Genomic DNA, 16,056 nt, shown 5'->3' on the forward strand with positions numbered 1-16,056 from the left:
TTTGTTTAGTTTTCAAAGAGCAATCATCGCTCGTAAGCGACTTTATTAATATACCATGTTGTTAACTCACCGTCAATAACTTTTTTAAAAATGAATAACTCGTTGTTGTTGACGACTTGTATAATATTATCACCACAATATCTTCTCGTCAACCTTAATAATAAAAAAACTACTAAAACTTAGTAGTTTTTTTATTAGGATTAGATAATCCAGTTTTCTATTGCGACTAGAGCGAGCACACCTGGGATCCCTAATATTCCGGAAACACTAGCTGTGACAAGGTTAATAGGAACATAAATTCCTAAGCTCGCCCCGAATTCATTTAAGAAAAATAAGAAAAGGGCCCCGATAAGGATTTTGATAATCCCTTGACCAACGAAACGAAGTGGTTTAATCGGAGCACCTATGAAGAACATAATGAGAATTAGGCCAGCAAAAAGTGAAATAATGATAATCGGATCCATCTTTTCCTCTCCTTTTATAGACTTGTACTAAGATAATATGAACAAGCCTGTAAAAAAAGAACGTTTGGATCTTTGGTCATTTCAGTTCCCTTGCGGAGATTTTCCGTTCTTTTACTTCTTTAAAAAGGTAGAAATACTTAGCCTCTGCAAGTTTTGCTTCTGTAATAAACTCTCTTGGTGCATCAAAACTCTTTTCCATGAGTGACTTTTTATTTTCCCAGTCTCCTCTAAGTTGGTTGAGTTGATGAAGCAACTTTTTATCGTATTTTTTTCTTAGCTGCCCTGTTCTTCGAAATAACATGACCGGAACGTTCCTCCTAAGATACAATTAGACTTCTCTTCGCCCTTCCAGTGCTTTCGAAAGAGTAACTTCGTCTGCATACTCCAAGTCTCCACCGACAGGAAGACCATGTGCGATACGAGTAACTCTTATCCCTGACGGCTTTAAGAGCCGTGAGATATACATCGCAGTGGCTTCACCTTCGATATTAGGGTTTGTTGCTAAAATAACCTCTTGGACGGTTTCGTCTTGGAGCCTTTTTAATAAATCAGGAATATTGATATCCTCTGGTCCAATGCCATCCATTGGTGATATAGCTCCATGAAGCACATGGTACAAACCACTAAATTCCTTCATCTTTTCCATCGCGATGACATCTTTAGGGTCTTGAACCACACAAATCACTCTTCTATCACGACGTTGATCTTCACAAATATAACAAGGATCCTGGTCGGTGATGTGACCACAAACGGAACAATAGCTCAGATTCCGCTTTGCACTGATTAACGCCTTAGCAAAATCTAAGACGGTATCTTCCTTCATACTAAGAACAAAAAAAGCCAGACGAGCAGCCGTTTTCGGGCCGATACCTGGCAACTTCATAAAGCTGTCAATCAGCTTTGATATTGGTTCAGGATAATGCATTCTATTTTATTCCTCCTAGAACATCCCCGGAAGGTTCATCCCTTTTGTGAATTGTCCCATTGTTGAGTTCGTTAGCTCTTCTGCTTTCTTTAACGCATCATTTGTTGCTGCTAATACTAAATCCTGTAGCATTTCGACATCGTCAGGATCAACCACTTCTTGCTTAATTTGCACATCTACAATTTCCTTATGCCCTGTGACGATGACTGTCACCATTCCGCCACCTGCAGAACCTTCAATTCTCTTTTCACCTAACTCCTCTTGTGCTTGAGCCATCTTCTTTTGCATTTTTTGCATTTGTTTCATCATGTTTTGCATATTTCCCATTCCACGCATATTCAACATTCCTCCGTTAATCTTGTATTTGAATGATTTCTTCTCCAAACAGTTTCTTTGCTTCAGAAATGAGCGGATCCTCCTCTTCGGAACCCCCACTTCCTTCAACGGCACCAGGATGCTGGCTATTAATGAACTTCTCGCGAATTGTTAGCCATTGTTCTTCTGGTACCCCGATGACTTGAAGTTGTTTCCCTATCAACTCTAATAGGACGGAACCCATTGTTTGGATGAACTTTGCATTTTCCATCGCCATCTGACAATGAATTTCATATTTAAATTTTATCACTAATGCATCGCTAGATGAAGCTACAGGTTCAGCATCATTTAAAAGAGCAGCTTGAGAGCGCATCTGCCTAGCAATCAATTGTTCACGCATTTCGCCCCAACGACTTTTTATATCATGTAAATCCTGTTTGGTTGCGCTTTTTAATACCTCGTTGATTTTTCCAGTCGGTGCCTGGAAGCCTTTTCTATTGGTACGCTGAGGTTTCTTCTGTGTAGCCTGCTCACTTTGAGCGGAAGCTACCGGTGGATTCTCCTCATATCTCGCTAACCTCTCTTCTAGCTGAGCTACCCTTTGCAACAAAGGTTCTACATCGTGATTTGCCGTTGATACACTCTTTTCCAACTGACAAAGTTTCACAATCGCTACTTCTAAAAATACCCGAGGGTGATTGGTCCAACGCATTTCCTGCTGTGCTTTATTAAGTCCATCAATAATTTCATAGATCGCGTTAGTATCCACTTCACTTGCTAATTGCTGAAAGTCTTCATCAAGTAAGACTCTTTCGAGAGACTCTTCTAGTGCTGGGGCTGCTTTATAAAGTAGCATATCCCGATAAAAATAAATCAAGTCTTCAATAAATCGGGCAGGGTCTTTCCCTTGATGAAGCAATTCTTCTAAAGCCTCTAACCCGGAAGCGGCATTTTTCTCATGAACTGCTCTAGCTAACTGATTTAAAAAGGCTTGTGAAACGGAGCCGGTGACTGTCAAGGCATCCTCAACCGTTACCTTATCCTGACTAAAGGAAATAGCTTGGTCAAGGAGACTAAGCGCATCCCGCATTCCACCTTCTGCTGCTCTTGCAATCACTTGAAGAGCCTTTTCCTCACAGTCTAGGTTTGTTTCCTCAATAATCCACTTCATTCTACCGACAATTGCTTGTGCGGTAATCCGTTTAAAATCAAACCTTTGAGTTCTTGAAATAATAGTTAGTGGGATTTTGTGAGGTTCTGTCGTGGCGAGGATAAAAATAACATGACGTGGAGGCTCTTCTAGTGTCTTTAACAGCGCATTAAATGCTCCAATAGAAAGCATGTGAACCTCATCGACAATATACACTTTGTACTTTACGGCGTTCGGTGCATATTTAACTTTATCACGAATATCTCTTATTTCCTCAACACCATTATTGGAGGCTGCATCAATCTCAATTACATCTGGAATTGATCCATCCGTAATTCCTCGACAGGAGGCACATTCATTACAAGGCTCACTAACAGGGGCCTTTTCACAGTTCACTGCTTTCGCAAGAATTTTGGCTGCACTTGTTTTTCCTGTTCCACGTGGACCTGAAAAAAGATAGGCATGTGAAATTTTTTCTTGAAGCAGAGCATTTTGCAGTGTCGTGGTAACATGTTCTTGCCCGACGACATCAAAAAACTGCTGTGGCCGCCAGACACGATATAACGCTTGATAAGCCAAAGACACCGCTCCCTTCTATGTATATTATTTCTTTTATTATAACGTATCTAGAAAAACAAAACTATCTTGTTGTAAAAGAGTTGCCCCTTGATTCTTTAGAATCAGAGACAATAAACTATTTTGGTCTTTTAAACAAATAAAAAACCCACCTCAGTGAAGAGATGGGTGATTTCTTATGTATCAGCCGTGCACCTTCCCTCGACTGACGACCATAAGCGTTACTCAAGCAGTTAGCTCGGCCCAGGTTGCCCTGCGGCACATGGGAGCGTCCACTTAATGCTGCTTCCTTCCGGACCTGACATAGTTCATGGATTCCCATTGCGCAGGACCCGGGCGTCAACACCACTTACTTGAGGCAGACCCTACAGTCAATCAGCCTCAGGAAGGGATTCATCCCCGCTAGAGCGGATTGCGGGTACAGGGCACCGCTACCTCCCCGACTAGCACGGCAAAGAGTTGCGTCGTTTGTGACGCATAATTAGTATACTAACTCTGAGGTGAAATTGCAACGTTTTCCCACTGTCAATTATTTACTCCAAAGAATTCTTCATCTTTTTCTGTTGTTTCTTCCGTTCTCTAAGTTTGCGAAAGAACTCCGACAACAAGGTACTACACTCTTCATTAAGGATCCCTGTTACAACTTCACTCTGGTGATTAAACCGTTCATCTTGTAATAAATTCATAAAGGTCCCGGCGCAACCTCCTTTCGGATCTGCTGCCCCATACACAACACGTTTAATCCTTGATAACATAATCGCACCAGCACACATCGGACAAGGCTCAAGTGTCACATAAAGCTCTGCCTCCTCAAGCCTCCATGTGCCTAACTTTTTACAAGCCTCATTGATTGCAAGTACTTCAGCATGGGCAATTGAACTTTGTTCCGTTTCCCGTAAATTATGGGCCCTTGCAATGATGTCACCGTTTAGGACGATGATTGCTCCAATTGGAACTTCACCCGCTTCTACCGCTTTTTTTGCTTCTATGATTGCCTCATTCATATAAAATTCATCTTGACTTACTTCCACTGGAACATTCCCTCATTTCTCCTAAAAACGTTTAATATCCATCTCTTATTCAAAGGATAAGCAAAAGGAGAGGATGATGTTATGTTAAAGGATTGTAAACCCGCTTTACTCATTATAGACATGATTAATGATTTTAATTTTGCACACGGTGAAATCCTTTCTCAAAAAACCTCAACGATTATGCCCTCAATCCTTGATTTGAAGGATTATTTTTATCAAAATAAATGGCCGATTATTTACATTAATGATCATTATAAGTTATGGAAAGCCGATTTAGAAAGACTTATCCAACATTGTTCAAATGAACGTAGTAAACATATCATTGATAAGATTGCTCCTCGTAAAGAAGATTATTTTCTTATTAAACCAAAGCATTCAGCTTTTTATGGTACGGCATTAGAATCATTGCTTCAAGAATTAAAAGTAGATGTTCTCGTATTGACTGGGATTGCCGGGAATATTTGTGTGCTGTTTACCGCAAATGATGCTTATATGCGTGAATACTCGTTATTCGTGCCACAAGATTGTATTGCCTCTAATAATGACCAGGATAATAGCAATGCTTTAACCATGATGAAAGAAGTTCTGAAAGCGAATATAGAACCTTCAAAATTTTTTTATGAACAGTAAGTTCATAGGCCAACCTCCTTCCCTCATAAGATGTTTGTAGCGTTATCCGCTAATTAGGAGGGAAGAGCATGCAAATTCATGTCATTCAACCTGGTGATTCGCTAACAGCCATAGCCCGTGCGTACGGGTCAACTGTTACTGACATTGTTGAAGCCAATGAGATACCTAACCCAAATCAACTTGTAGTCGGCCAAACCATAGTAATTCCTATTATCGGAAATTTTTATTGGGTTCAACCTGGTGATAATCTTTATTCCATTGCGAGAAGATTTGGCACCACCTATCAAGAATTAGCCCGCATCAATGGCATACCTGTTGATCGGCCACTACAAGTTGGGTTCCGGCTTTACATTCCACAAAGACCCAAGACACAGACAGAGACCAATGCTTATGTGGAGCCAAGGGGGAATACGGTAGCACCTGAATTGGAAACAGCCGCACGCGAGGCTGCACCTTATTTAACCTACTTAGCTCCCTTTAGCTACCAAGCCTTAAGGGATGGCTCATTAAAAGAGCCATTATTAAATAACTTTCCAGCGATAGCCCGTGCTAATAACAATACTTTAATGATGGTCATAACCAATCAGGAGAATGATCAGTTTAGTGATGAGCTTGGCCGGATTCTCTTAAATGACATGGCCATTCAAGATCGTTTTTTAAATAATATTGTTACGACTGCAAAAAGAGTTGGTTTTCGCGACATTCACTTCGACTTTGAATTTCTTCGACCCGCAGACCGAGAAGCTTATAATACCTTTTTACGAAAGGCAAGGGACCGATTTAAACAAGAAGGTTGGTTGATCTCCACTGCACTTGCACCAAAAACAAGTGCTCAGCAGGAAGGAGCTTGGTACACAGCTCATGACTACCGGGCTCATGGGGAAATTGTCGATTTTGTTGTAATTATGACCTATGAATGGGGATATAGTGGTGGACCAGCGATGGCTGTCTCACCAATTGGACCAGTTCGCGAGGTACTCGAATATGCCATTACCGAGATGCCTTCTACTAAAATAATGATGGGACAAAATTTATATGGCTATGATTGGACCCTCCCTTTTGTCGAAGGTAGCATTGCTAAAGCGGTTAGCCCGCAACAAGCCATCCAGCTAGCTGCTACAAACAATGTCGCCATCCAGTATGACGAAAAGGCACAAGCACCCTTTTTCCATTACTGGAGCGCAGAAGGGAAACGGCATGAGGTCTGGTTTGAGGATGCACGTTCAATCCAAGCAAAATTTGATTTAATCAAGGAATTAAATTTAAGAGGAATCAGCTACTGGAAACTAGGACTCAGCTTTCCTCAAAACTGGCTCTTAATTACTAATAACTTCAATGTTGTCAAACAAAATGGTGCATAAGTTCCGTTATTTCGACAGATTTCATCTTGATTAATAAAGTCCCAGATCATGGGACTAGTAAAGGGAAAAGACAGCCAACAATTCGGCTGTCTTTTTTCTCGCTTTTAAGCTAAATATTCCATGTTACTTCCTACAGATAGTATGTTAAAATAAATTTTGTGTTTTTTTATTATCGTAAACGTACATTAAAATAGATAACCGGATTGAAAAGGAGGACAAACTGTGGGGGAAACACCTTTTATCACGGTTGAAGGGCCGATTGGCGTCGGCAAAACATCTTTAGCGAAAGCCATTTCTGAGCAATTCCAATATACCTTATTAAAGGAAATTGTAGATGAAAATCCATTTCTCGGAAAGTTTTATGACAACATAGAAGAGTGGAGTTTCCAAACAGAAATGTTTTTTCTCTGCAACCGATACAAACAATTAGGGGATATTAATAAAAATTTCATCAGTCAAAGTCAACCTGTTGTTGCAGACTATCATATCTTTAAGAACTTAATTTTTGCTCAACGTACATTAAACCGACAGGAGTACGAAAAATACTATAAAATTTATGATATTTTGACACAGGATACACCAACTCCAAATGTGATTGTCTATTTACATGCCAGTCTTGATACCTTGTTGGAACGGATTGAGATGCGTGGTAGGGAAGTAGAGAAAAACATCAGTTCTGCTTATCTGCAACAGCTTTCTTTAGATTATGAGGAAGCGATGAATACATTTGAAGTACAATATCCGCATATCCCTGTTTTACGCTTTAATGGCGACGAACTAGATTTTGTGAAAAATGAACAAGACTTGCAAAAGATTATCTCACAGCTTTCAGCATCATTGACAAAAAGGAGCGTACAACAATGAATCTACGAACGAAATATGACATCCCACATAATGCAGTCATCACTGTTGCTGGTACCGTAGGAGTCGGGAAATCCACGATGACAAACGCCCTTGCTGAAGCTTTGAAATTCCGCACTTCCTTTGAAAAGGTCGATACCAACCCCTATCTTGATAAATTCTATGCTGATTTTGATCGCTGGAGCTTCCATCTTCAAGTTTACTTCCTAGCTGAGCGCTTTAAGGAGCAAAAGAGAATTTTTGAATATGGCGGAGGATTCATTCAAGACCGCTCGATTTATGAGGATACTGGAATATTTGCAAAGATGCATTACGAAAAAGGAACCATGTCACCAGTTGATTATGAAACCTATAAAAGCTTATTTGATGCAATGGTGATGACTCCTTATTTCCCGCATCCTGATTTATTGATTTATCTTGAGGGAAGCATTGATGATATCCTAGACCGGATTCGGTTACGTGGTCGTCCAATGGAACAGCAAACTCCGATTGATTATTGGAAGGAAATGCACGGACGTTACGAAGATTGGATCAATAACTTCAATGCCTGCCCGGTGCTAAGATTAAACATTAATGATTATGATATCGTGAGCGATAAGTCCACCATTGAGCCAATTGTAGAGCGAATCGGTTCTTTCATTCACCAGACACAATTATTAAAAAGCAAATAAAGAGTAAAAGACCAGTACAAATGTGACTGGTCTTTTATATTTGGCTTTAAAATAGGGAATTCTGCTCCATGTCACGAGTGGTTCGATAAACAACAAAAAACCTGTTACCAAATGGTAACAGGTTTTTTAATCTCCAATATTTATGCGCAAATATTAAATATCAATATAATGGAGGAGGAAAGGGGATTCGAACCCCTGCGCGATTTGACTCGCCTGTCGGTTTTCAAGACCGATCCCTTCAGCCGGACTTGGGTATTCCTCCGTATCGACAAGAATTAATTTATCATATTACATAAACCGTGTCAACATAGTAATGATATTTTTTTATGGGCGGAAAAGGATCCGCCCATAAATGTTAATTTTGAGGTCGAATTACTTCGACATTACGCATATATGGACGTAATGCTTCAGGAATCACAACACTTCCATCTTCTTGCTGATAATTCTCAAGGATAGCGGCTACCGTACGGCCGACTGCAAGGCCAGAACCATTTAATGTATGTACATGTTCTGGTTTCGCCTTAGGTTCGCGGCGGAAACGGATATTCGCTCTTCTTGCTTGGAAGGCTTCAAAATTACTACAAGAAGAAATTTCACGGTACGTACCATAACTAGGGATCCAAACTTCAATATCATATTTCTTTGCTGCTGTGAAGCCGAGGTCTGCTGTACACATGCTAAGCACACGATAAGGGAGACCTAATAACTGAAGAACTTTTTCAGCATTATTCGTTAACGCTTCAAGTTCAGCATAAGAGTCTTCTGGTTTAACAAATTTAACAAGCTCTACTTTATTAAACTGGTGTTGTCGAATTAATCCACGTGTATCGCGACCCGCAGACCCTGCCTCAGAGCGGAAGTTTGCACTGTAGGCAACATACTTAATCGGAAGTTGCTCACTACTTAAAATTTCATCACGATGCAGGTTTGTAACTGGAACCTCTGATGTAGGAATTAAGAAGTAGTCTGTATCGGCAACTTTAAAAGCATCTTCCTCAAATTTAGGTAACTGACCTGTCCCTGTCATACTAGCGCGGTTAACCATGTATGGTGGAAGAACTTCATGATAACCATGCTCATCGGAATGAAGATCCATCATAAAGCTAATAAGTGCACGTTCTAAACGAGCCCCTAATCCCTTATAGAAAGCAAACCGACTGCCTGTTACTTTGCCAGCACGTTCAAAATCAATAATCTTTAATTCATCAGCAATGTCCCAATGTGGCTTTGCTTCAAAAGAAAACTCCGGAAGCTCTCCCCATTTACGAATTTCAACATTGTCATCCTCTGTCTCTCCTACTGGAACACTTTCGTGGGGAATGTTTGGAATGCTCATTAACAACGTGTCCAAAGTTTCTTCAACGCCTCTTAATTCTTCATCAAGAAGTTTAATTTTATCTCCAACCTCACGCATTTCGGCAATTAACGCATCTGCGTCTTTTTTCTCTTTCTTTAGCAAGGCAATTTGTTGAGATACTTCATTTCTTTTGCCTTTTAGTGTCTCCGTTTCAATGAGTAATTCTCGTCTTTTCACATCAAGATCCTCGAACTTACCAAAGTCCGTTAAATCTTCTCCGCGATGTTGTAGTTTCTGCTTTACCTCTTCAAAATTAGTACGTAAATACTTAACATCAAGCATTAAAAAATTCCTCCTCCAAACTTATAATGTATGGCGAATAGCGATAAAAACACAAAAAACTCCCGTCCCCTAAAAAGGGACGAGAGTTACCCGCGTTGCCACCCTGATTGAAAGCATACTAATTGACACTTTCCTCTTTGCAAAAGATAACGGTCTGTGGCCGAAAGCATATACTTGCACTTGGCTTTCCATGCTTTGCTCGAGGATGGATTCACCAGTCTCATTCACCGGTTTGCAGCAACCACCGGCTCTCTACAGAAATGAAGACAAGTTACTAGTTCCTGTCATTGCTTTTTCCTATCAGGTTTTATTATTATCAATTTACTATATTTATTTCCAGCTTGCAACTGAATTATACTAGTGTTGATTTTGCCTTTGACTCTGTAACCATTTGTACAAAGAAGTTTGTTAGTCGATTATCCTCTGTTAGTTCAGGATGAAATGAGCAACCAAGAAATTGACCTTCACGGGCAGCAACAATGCGCCCGTTATGCTTTGCCAGCACTTCCACGTTCTCACCGGCTTCCACAATATGTGGAGCTCGGATAAACACCGCAGGGTACTGTTCCGCTACACCATTAATAGCAAGATCTGCTTCAAAGCTTTCTCGCTGACGCCCAAAGGAATTTCGTTCGACTGTCACATCCATGACCCCAATATGTGGCTCACTATAGCCAACCACATGCTTAGCTAATAAGATTAACCCTGCGCATGTTCCGAACATCGGTTTGCCCTCAGCTGCAAATTGCTTTAAATTAGGCATAAACTGATATTTATCGATCAACTTTCTCATGGTGGTACTCTCACCACCAGGAATGATCAGCCCGTCCATCTCTTCTAACTCTTCAGGCCACTTAATAATAAAAGCTTCCGCACCACTCGCTTCAACGGCACGTACATGTTCTCTTACTGCACCTTGTAGCCCTAGCACACCAATTTTCACCATAATGTCTCTTACCACCCGCGGTCCTGCATACGAGCTTCTGGAGCTAAGGATGAAATTTCAATGCCCTTCATTGCTCCTCCTAGCCCTTTAGATAATTCAGCAATTAACTCATAATCCTGATAGTGAGTAGTAGCTTCTACAATCGCACGAGCAAATTTCGCAGGGTTCTCTGATTTGAAAATACCTGAACCAACAAATACACCATCTGCACCTAGTTGCATCATTAACGCTGCGTCTGCAGGAGTTGCTACCCCGCCAGCCGCAAAGTTTACAACCGGTAAGCGACCAAGTCGTTTAATTTCAAGTAGAACTTCGAAAGGCGCTCCGAGAAGCTTTGCCTCCGTCATAATTTCTGCATCATCCATTGTAACTAACTTACGAACCTGAGCATTTACCTTACGCATATGGCGAACCGCTTCAACGATATTTCCTGTTCCAGGCTCACCTTTTGTACGAAGCATCGCTGCTCCTTCGCCAATACGTCTAGCTGCTTCTCCAAGGTCACGGCAGCCGCATACAAATGGAACTGTATATTCACTCTTTAACAGATGGAATTCTTCATCAGCTGGAGTTAAAACTTCACTTTCATCAATGTAGTCCACGCCCATTGCTTCAAGAATTCTAGCCTCGACAATATGACCGATTCTAGCCTTTGCCATAACTGGGATTGTGACAGCTCCCATTACTTCTTCCATAATGGTAGGATCAGCCATACGTGCTACCCCGCCGGCCGCACGAATATCAGAAGGCACTCTTTCTAATGCCATAACTGCTACTGCGCCTGCTTCTTCTGCAATTTTAGCCTGCTCTGCATTCACAACGTCCATAATGACGCCGCCTTTTTGCATTTCAGCCATTCCTCGTTTAACACGATCTGTACCTGTTCTCATTTTATATCCCCCATTTTAATAGTTTCAAATTTTTCAAATCTACTTCTCTATTTTAGAGGAAATGTCCGACAAAATAAATCGGAATATTAAAATTTCCCTTACTGGTAATAAACACCAAAAAAGGACCCCTGTCAACAGGGATCCTTCTTTTTTGTTTTATTAATATAATATCATTCACACAATATTAATTAAAATAACCCTTTTACTGCGGAAACGACGCTGCTAAATAAATCGCCAAAGAATCCACCGATGCCTCTCATTGAAAGCACGAACCAATTTGCCTTTTCAACATCTTCAGCTGCAACAACAGGAACTTGTACAGATTTTTGTCCTTCACTAGTTAAGAAGGAAACCTCTTCGCCACTTTTCGGTTCTACTGTCATATACCCAACCTGCTGTCCTTTTTCAATTGGAGCTGTTAATTCGCCGTCTTCGTTTAATAGGTCTTTATTTAAGACTAGGGTTGGTACATACTCGTCTTTTTCTCCATTTTTAATGGTAAGAACGAGTTCATTAGCAGTCTGAACCTTCACCTGGTCTTCTTTTCCCTTTGTAACAGGAATTGTTTCTTGGCCTTTTATTTGATAGTTTGCATCAAATAGCTTTTCTTTACCGAAATTACTGAATGCATAGTTCATGATTTTAGCTGTTTCTGCAAAACGTGTATCCATCGTGTCTGTCTTCATTACAACAGAGATGTACCTTTGGTCGCCTCTTTTCGCAGTAGCTGTAAAGCCATAACCAGCAAAATCAGTTGAACCAGTTTTCAAACCATCAATTCCATCGTATTCATGTACTAGTGTTGGTAACATGAAGTTGAAATTATCGTACGTTTTTCCGTCTTTAAATGGCAAGCGTGGCTGACTAGCAGTCTCCAGTACTTCCGGATAATCAGTTAGCAAGCGGTAAGCTAACCTTGCTGTAGCACGTGCAGACATCACATTTTCTTCATCTGGTGCACCAGCTGGATGATTTCCTAATAAAGAGCTATTATTCAAACCTGAAGAGTTTACAAATTTATAGTCCTCAAGCTTTAACTCGGCTGCCTTACTGTTCATCAATTCAACAAAGTTCTTTTCTGTGCCCCCAATAAGCTCTGCAAGTGCTACAGTAGCTGCATTTCCAGAATGGATGGCCATTGCCTGATAAAGTTCTTTTACTGTGTAATCTTCTCCTTGAGTTAGTCCTACATTCGATAACCCTGGAGCTGCTGATAAACGGTGAATAAATTCATTGATTTTAACAGGTTGATCCCAAGTGATTTTTCCATCATGGATGGCTTCAAGTACGAGATACTCCGTCATCATTTTAGACATAGAAGCAACACCAAGAACAACATCTGCATTCTTTTCATATAAAACTTTACCAGTATCGCCATCTAAGAGAATCGCTGCTTCCGCACTTAGCCCAAGTGGATCCTCTGCTGCTTTTGCATTTCCTGCAAAACCTGAAAGCAGGGTTGTAAAACATAAAATAAATACGGCAACAAAAATTGAAAACTGTTTGTAACGGTTCAAAGCAAATTTCCCTCCAGCTCATTAAATAAATCTATTTGTATGTTACTAGTTTCCCCTTTTAAAAACACACCCGTATAGTTTAACATAAACAAAATTAAAAAAACAGACAGAGAAAAAACCCTGTCTGCAATAAGAAAAGTGCAAGCACTCTTCTTATCTAATTATAGGTATTGTTTTTAGGAATTTAGGCTCAACTAGTTGAGTAGTTCGGAGATTCCTTTGTAATTTGAACATCGTGAGGATGGCTTTCCCTCAGTCCTGCTCCAGTCATTTTAATAAATCGACTGTTTTCCCTTAGTTCTAAAAGGTTTGCTGCTCCACAGTAGCCCATTCCCGAACGAATTCCACCAATAAGCTGGTAAACTGTATCTGCAAGTGGCCCTTTATAAGCCACTCTACCTTCAATACCTTCTGGGACAAATTTCTTATTATCTTCTTGGAAATATCGATCCTTTGAACCTTTTTCCATTGCACTAACAGATCCCATACCACGATAAACTTTAAACCGTCTACCTTGATAGATTTCTGTCTCACCAGGGCTTTCAGTAGTCCCTGCAAGCATGCTTCCGAGCATAACTGCGTGGCCGCCTGCTGCTAATGCCTTCACAATATCACCTGAGTACTTAATACCACCATCGGCAATGATCGCCTTCCCATGCTTACGAGCTTCTGTAGCACAATCGTATACAGCAGTGATTTGCGGTACGCCTACCCCTGCGACTACCCTTGTGGTACAAATAGACCCTGGGCCAATGCCAACCTTGATAACATCTGCTCCTGCCTGAATTAAATCATTTGTTGCTTCAGCCGTTGCCACATTACCAGCAATAATGGCCAGTTCAGGGAAGGCTTGTCGAATTTGCTGGACTGTTTCAAGAACACCTTTTGAATGACCATGGGCTGTATCGATAACAATTACATCAACCTGTGCTTTTACTAGAGCTTCGACCCTTTTCATTGTATCTGCTGTTACGCCTACAGCAGCACCTGCTAGTAAACGACCTTGGTCATCTTTTGAGGAGTTTGGAAACTCAATCACCTTTTCAATGTCCTTAATGGTAATAAGACCTTTTAAAATACCATTTTCATTTACGAGAGGGAGCTTCTCAATTTTATAACGCTGAAGAATTTTCTCAGCATCTTGTAGAGTTGTCCCAACTGGTGCAGTAACTAAGTCATCCTTCGTCATCACATCAGAGATTAGAATGGAGTAGTCCTGAATAAACCGTAGATCGCGATTTGTTAAAATACCGACTAATTTTTGTTCTTCTTCATTGTTCACAATCGGAACACCAGAAATTCTGTATTTCCCCATTAGATGTTCTGCATCAAAAACCTGGTGTTCTGGGGTTAAAAAGAAGGGATCCGTGATAACGCCACTTTCAGATCTCTTGACCTTATCCACTTGCTCCGCCTGCTGTTCAATGGACATATTCTTATGGATAATCCCTAGTCCACCTTGTCTCGCCATACTAATTGCCATTTCAGCTTCAGTCACCGTGTCCATACCCGCACTGATGACTGGGATATTCAATTTAATTTTCTCTGTTAAACGTACCTGGAGATTTACGTCTCTTGGCAATACCTCTGATTTAGCAGGTACAAGCAACACATCATCAAAAGTTAATCCTTCTTTAACAAACTTACTTTCCCACATTGTAAATAACCCCCTTTAGAACAAAATATTATTAGTAAGGTTACCAATTGGACAAAATACTGTCAAGAAAGATACGGTAAGTCCGACTTTTCTGATAATAGCTGGAGGTTTTATTTGTGGCTTTTCAATATCAAGGCTGGAATAGTTTTTCATTATACTTCTCTGCAGATTACTCACGGGATTTTTTAAGTAAGCGCTACCGAAAATTACAAATCGAAAATGCAGAACAAAAAAGCTTTGAAAACTGCTATCCCTTTATATACTACTTAGAACACGGGAAAATCTATTACCAACAGGCAGCAATCTCTCCCATTCATATAAAACCAATCCTTCTCTTTTATGGGTTAGTTCATCTTGTGAAGGCTTGTATTTTAACTGTTTGTCCCAACTACCCTGAAACAACGACTGTTCTCGCACATGGGTTAACCACTCGAAAGCGGAAGAAACAACAATATTCCTTTATGGATGATGAAGTTAAATTACAGAAACATGGGTTGTTTCCACTTATGGCAGAGAAACTGTTTCACATGAAACAATTGGAAGGGGAAAAAGTCAAAATGGGGGATGTCCTCAGGTTTCTTCCAGATTTGTCATTTCACTTTTTAAAGGTAACTGGAAAACCAACCTTTTTGAAAATAGATCAGAATAACGACCACTATATCCTTTCCAAAAGTATTTTAGATGTTTATCATATGACCGAAAATCGATTTATGGATTATCTTCATAGTAAATCCCTTGTTTCACTAAACTTTCAAGAGCTAACGGATGACCAGATTGTATTTAAGATGGACCCTAATTCCGTCATTGAGCCAAACCCTTTGAAATTTAATTATGTGGATGGACATTACTCCTTTCCTCTAAACAGAGGTGACTTGTATATGATGCCAGAGTTAATGCTTCACTATTTGCTTCTCTACAATCTAGGAATGATTGCCCGTTATGAGATTGACTGGTGGAGTGAATTGATTAAAATGATGCCAAATGAAGATTATCCGTTTATTGAATCATTCCTTGGAGTTACTTTACAAAAGGGGCCTTATCTTATATATCGGTATTTGGAGGGGAAATAGGCTGTGAGGTAGGGGATTTGTGCAGGGTTAAGTGATTTCTTTAAGCTAGTTATTCTCTGTAGAGGAATATATCATATTGCGGTAGCTTTTTATTCCCCAATGAGGGAATATATCATCATTTCTCAGATCCTTTACGGTTGGTTATTCCTTATAGGGGAATATAACGTCTCTTAGGGGGAATAAAAGGTGGTTTAGAGGGAATATCATTTGAACAAAGTCTTATTCATTTTGACTGTTTTTCTCCAAAATGTGTATGTAAACTAGTAAAACATTAAGGAAAATGACCTTTTTTTAGCTAAAACCCCAAAAAAGAACAGCTGATATTCAGCTGTTCTTTCATGTGCCTGGCAACG

The 16,056-nt window shown here is 40.2% G+C and carries 16 protein-coding genes, 1 tRNA gene, 1 other RNA gene and 1 other annotated feature; of the genes, 5 read left to right on the forward strand and 13 right to left on the reverse strand.

Translation table 11 applies throughout. The annotated features are described in order from the left end of the window. Positions 1 to 200 precede the first annotated feature (200 nt). The 7 genes from H0185_RS23795 to tadA all read right to left on the reverse strand — a co-directional run bounded on the left by H0185_RS23795 (position 201) and on the right by tadA (position 4,461). Positions 201 to 464 (reverse strand): pro-sigmaK processing inhibitor BofA family protein, encoded by a 264-nt coding sequence (locus H0185_RS23795; protein WP_221876060.1) that lies wholly within the window; start codon positions 462 to 464, stop codon positions 201 to 203. A gap of 76 nt (positions 465 to 540) precedes the next feature. Beyond that, entirely contained in the window at positions 541 to 765 is a 225-nt protein-coding gene (locus H0185_RS23800; protein ID WP_221876061.1) for a YaaL family protein, read from the reverse strand. Positions 766 to 792: 27 nt separating this feature from the next. Continuing rightward, a complete protein-coding gene (gene recR, locus H0185_RS23805; RefSeq protein WP_221876063.1) occupies positions 793 to 1,389 on the reverse strand; it encodes a recombination mediator RecR in 597 nt (198 codons plus the stop codon). Between the two features lie 15 nt (positions 1,390 to 1,404). After that, the gene (locus H0185_RS23810) at positions 1,405 to 1,725 is read right to left on the reverse strand and encodes a YbaB/EbfC family nucleoid-associated protein (RefSeq protein WP_221876064.1); all 321 of its coding nucleotides are present in this window, start codon (positions 1,723 to 1,725) and stop codon (positions 1,405 to 1,407) included. A 16-nt stretch (positions 1,726 to 1,741) separates the two neighbouring features. Beyond that, complete coding sequence (gene dnaX, locus H0185_RS23815; protein WP_221876065.1) at positions 1,742 to 3,433, reverse strand: DNA polymerase III subunit gamma/tau; 1,692 nt, start codon at positions 3,431 to 3,433, stop codon at positions 1,742 to 1,744. Between the two features lie 184 nt (positions 3,434 to 3,617). Then, positions 3,618 to 3,882: signal recognition particle sRNA large type (gene ffs, locus H0185_RS23820), an RNA gene on the reverse strand. Positions 3,883 to 3,963: 81 nt separating this feature from the next. Continuing rightward, positions 3,964 to 4,461: a tRNA adenosine(34) deaminase TadA gene (gene tadA, locus H0185_RS23825; protein WP_221876067.1), complete on the reverse strand. Its 498-nt coding sequence runs from the start codon at positions 4,459 to 4,461 to the stop codon at positions 3,964 to 3,966. Between the two features lie 81 nt (positions 4,462 to 4,542). Here tadA and H0185_RS23830 point away from each other — a divergent pair, with 81 nt between their 5' ends. The 4 genes from H0185_RS23830 (at position 4,543) to H0185_RS23845 (ending at position 7,984) form a co-directional block, all read left to right on the forward strand. Beyond that, positions 4,543 to 5,091 (forward strand): cysteine hydrolase family protein, encoded by a 549-nt coding sequence (locus H0185_RS23830; protein ID WP_221876068.1) that lies wholly within the window; start codon positions 4,543 to 4,545, stop codon positions 5,089 to 5,091. Between the two features lie 68 nt (positions 5,092 to 5,159). Further along, positions 5,160 to 6,452, forward strand: coding sequence for a glycoside hydrolase family 18 protein (locus H0185_RS23835; RefSeq protein ID WP_221876070.1), 1,293 nt, complete (start codon positions 5,160 to 5,162; stop codon positions 6,450 to 6,452). A 222-nt stretch (positions 6,453 to 6,674) separates the two neighbouring features. Then, positions 6,675 to 7,316: a deoxynucleoside kinase gene (locus H0185_RS23840; protein WP_221876071.1), complete on the forward strand. Its 642-nt coding sequence runs from the start codon at positions 6,675 to 6,677 to the stop codon at positions 7,314 to 7,316. After that, a complete protein-coding gene (locus H0185_RS23845; RefSeq protein ID WP_221876073.1) occupies positions 7,313 to 7,984 on the forward strand; it encodes a deoxynucleoside kinase in 672 nt (223 codons plus the stop codon). Before H0185_RS23840 ends, H0185_RS23845 begins: the two co-directional genes overlap by 4 nt. Positions 7,985 to 8,153: 169 nt before the next feature. Here H0185_RS23845 and H0185_RS23850 read toward each other — a convergent pair. The 6 genes from H0185_RS23850 to guaB form a co-directional block, all read right to left on the reverse strand. Next, positions 8,154 to 8,246: transfer RNA gene (locus tag H0185_RS23850), tRNA-Ser, on the reverse strand. A gap of 93 nt (positions 8,247 to 8,339) precedes the next feature. Further along, positions 8,340 to 9,623, reverse strand: coding sequence for a serine--tRNA ligase (serS, locus tag H0185_RS23855; protein ID WP_221876074.1), 1,284 nt, complete (start codon positions 9,621 to 9,623; stop codon positions 8,340 to 8,342). A gap of 72 nt (positions 9,624 to 9,695) precedes the next feature. After that, positions 9,696 to 9,920 (reverse strand) — a binding site (T-box leader). 55 nt (positions 9,921 to 9,975) lie between these two features. Continuing rightward, positions 9,976 to 10,569, reverse strand: a complete 594-nt coding sequence (gene pdxT / locus H0185_RS23860) for a pyridoxal 5'-phosphate synthase glutaminase subunit PdxT (protein WP_221876075.1) — start codon at positions 10,567 to 10,569, stop codon at positions 9,976 to 9,978. 8 nt (positions 10,570 to 10,577) lie between these two features. Continuing rightward, positions 10,578 to 11,459 carry a pyridoxal 5'-phosphate synthase lyase subunit PdxS gene (gene pdxS, locus H0185_RS23865; protein ID WP_221876077.1) on the reverse strand — a complete coding sequence of 294 codons (882 nt, stop codon included), beginning with the start codon at positions 11,457 to 11,459 and terminating at the stop codon, positions 10,578 to 10,580. A 188-nt stretch (positions 11,460 to 11,647) separates the two neighbouring features. Next, entirely contained in the window at positions 11,648 to 12,976 is a 1,329-nt protein-coding gene (locus tag H0185_RS23870) for a D-alanyl-D-alanine carboxypeptidase family protein (RefSeq protein ID WP_221876078.1), read from the reverse strand. A 190-nt stretch (positions 12,977 to 13,166) separates the two neighbouring features. After that, on the reverse strand, positions 13,167 to 14,633 hold the full coding sequence (guaB, locus tag H0185_RS23875; RefSeq protein ID WP_221876081.1) for an IMP dehydrogenase: 1,467 nt from the start codon (positions 14,631 to 14,633) through the stop codon (positions 13,167 to 13,169). Between the two features lie 116 nt (positions 14,634 to 14,749). Here guaB and H0185_RS23880 point away from each other — a divergent pair, with 116 nt between their 5' ends. Beyond that, a complete protein-coding gene (locus H0185_RS23880; RefSeq protein ID WP_221876082.1) occupies positions 14,750 to 15,703 on the forward strand; it encodes a YaaC family protein in 954 nt (317 codons plus the stop codon). Positions 15,704 to 16,056 lie beyond the last annotated feature (353 nt).

It is taken from the genome of Mesobacillus maritimus, assembly GCF_019749255.1.
Classification (GTDB): domain Bacteria; phylum Bacillota; class Bacilli; order Bacillales; family Cytobacillaceae; genus Mesobacillus_B; species Mesobacillus_B maritimus_A.

Bases quoted from the DNA above. Each gene is read 5' to 3' on its own strand.
- H0185_RS23835 (WP_221876070.1), top strand. From the start codon at position 5,160: ATGCAAATTCATGTCATTCAACCTGGTGATTCGCTAACAGCCATAGCC.
- H0185_RS23795 (WP_221876060.1), bottom strand. From the start codon at position 464: ATGGATCCGATTATCATTATTTCACTTTTTGCTGGCCTAATTCTCATT.
- guaB (WP_221876081.1), bottom strand. From the start codon at position 14,633: ATGTGGGAAAGTAAGTTTGTTAAAGAAGGATTAACTTTTGATGATGTG.
- recR (WP_221876063.1), bottom strand. From the start codon at position 1,389: ATGCATTATCCTGAACCAATATCAAAGCTGATTGACAGCTTTATGAAG.
- pdxS (WP_221876077.1), bottom strand. From the start codon at position 11,459: ATGAGAACAGGTACAGATCGTGTTAAACGAGGAATGGCTGAAATGCAA.
- H0185_RS23800 (WP_221876061.1), bottom strand. From the start codon at position 765: ATGTTATTTCGAAGAACAGGGCAGCTAAGAAAAAAATACGATAAAAAG.
- serS (WP_221876074.1), bottom strand. From the start codon at position 9,623: ATGCTTGATGTTAAGTATTTACGTACTAATTTTGAAGAGGTAAAGCAG.
- H0185_RS23845 (WP_221876073.1), top strand. From the start codon at position 7,313: ATGAATCTACGAACGAAATATGACATCCCACATAATGCAGTCATCACT.
- H0185_RS23810 (WP_221876064.1), bottom strand. From the start codon at position 1,725: ATGCGTGGAATGGGAAATATGCAAAACATGATGAAACAAATGCAAAAA.
- pdxT (WP_221876075.1), bottom strand. From the start codon at position 10,569: ATGGTGAAAATTGGTGTGCTAGGGCTACAAGGTGCAGTAAGAGAACAT.
- H0185_RS23830 (WP_221876068.1), top strand. From the start codon at position 4,543: ATGTTAAAGGATTGTAAACCCGCTTTACTCATTATAGACATGATTAAT.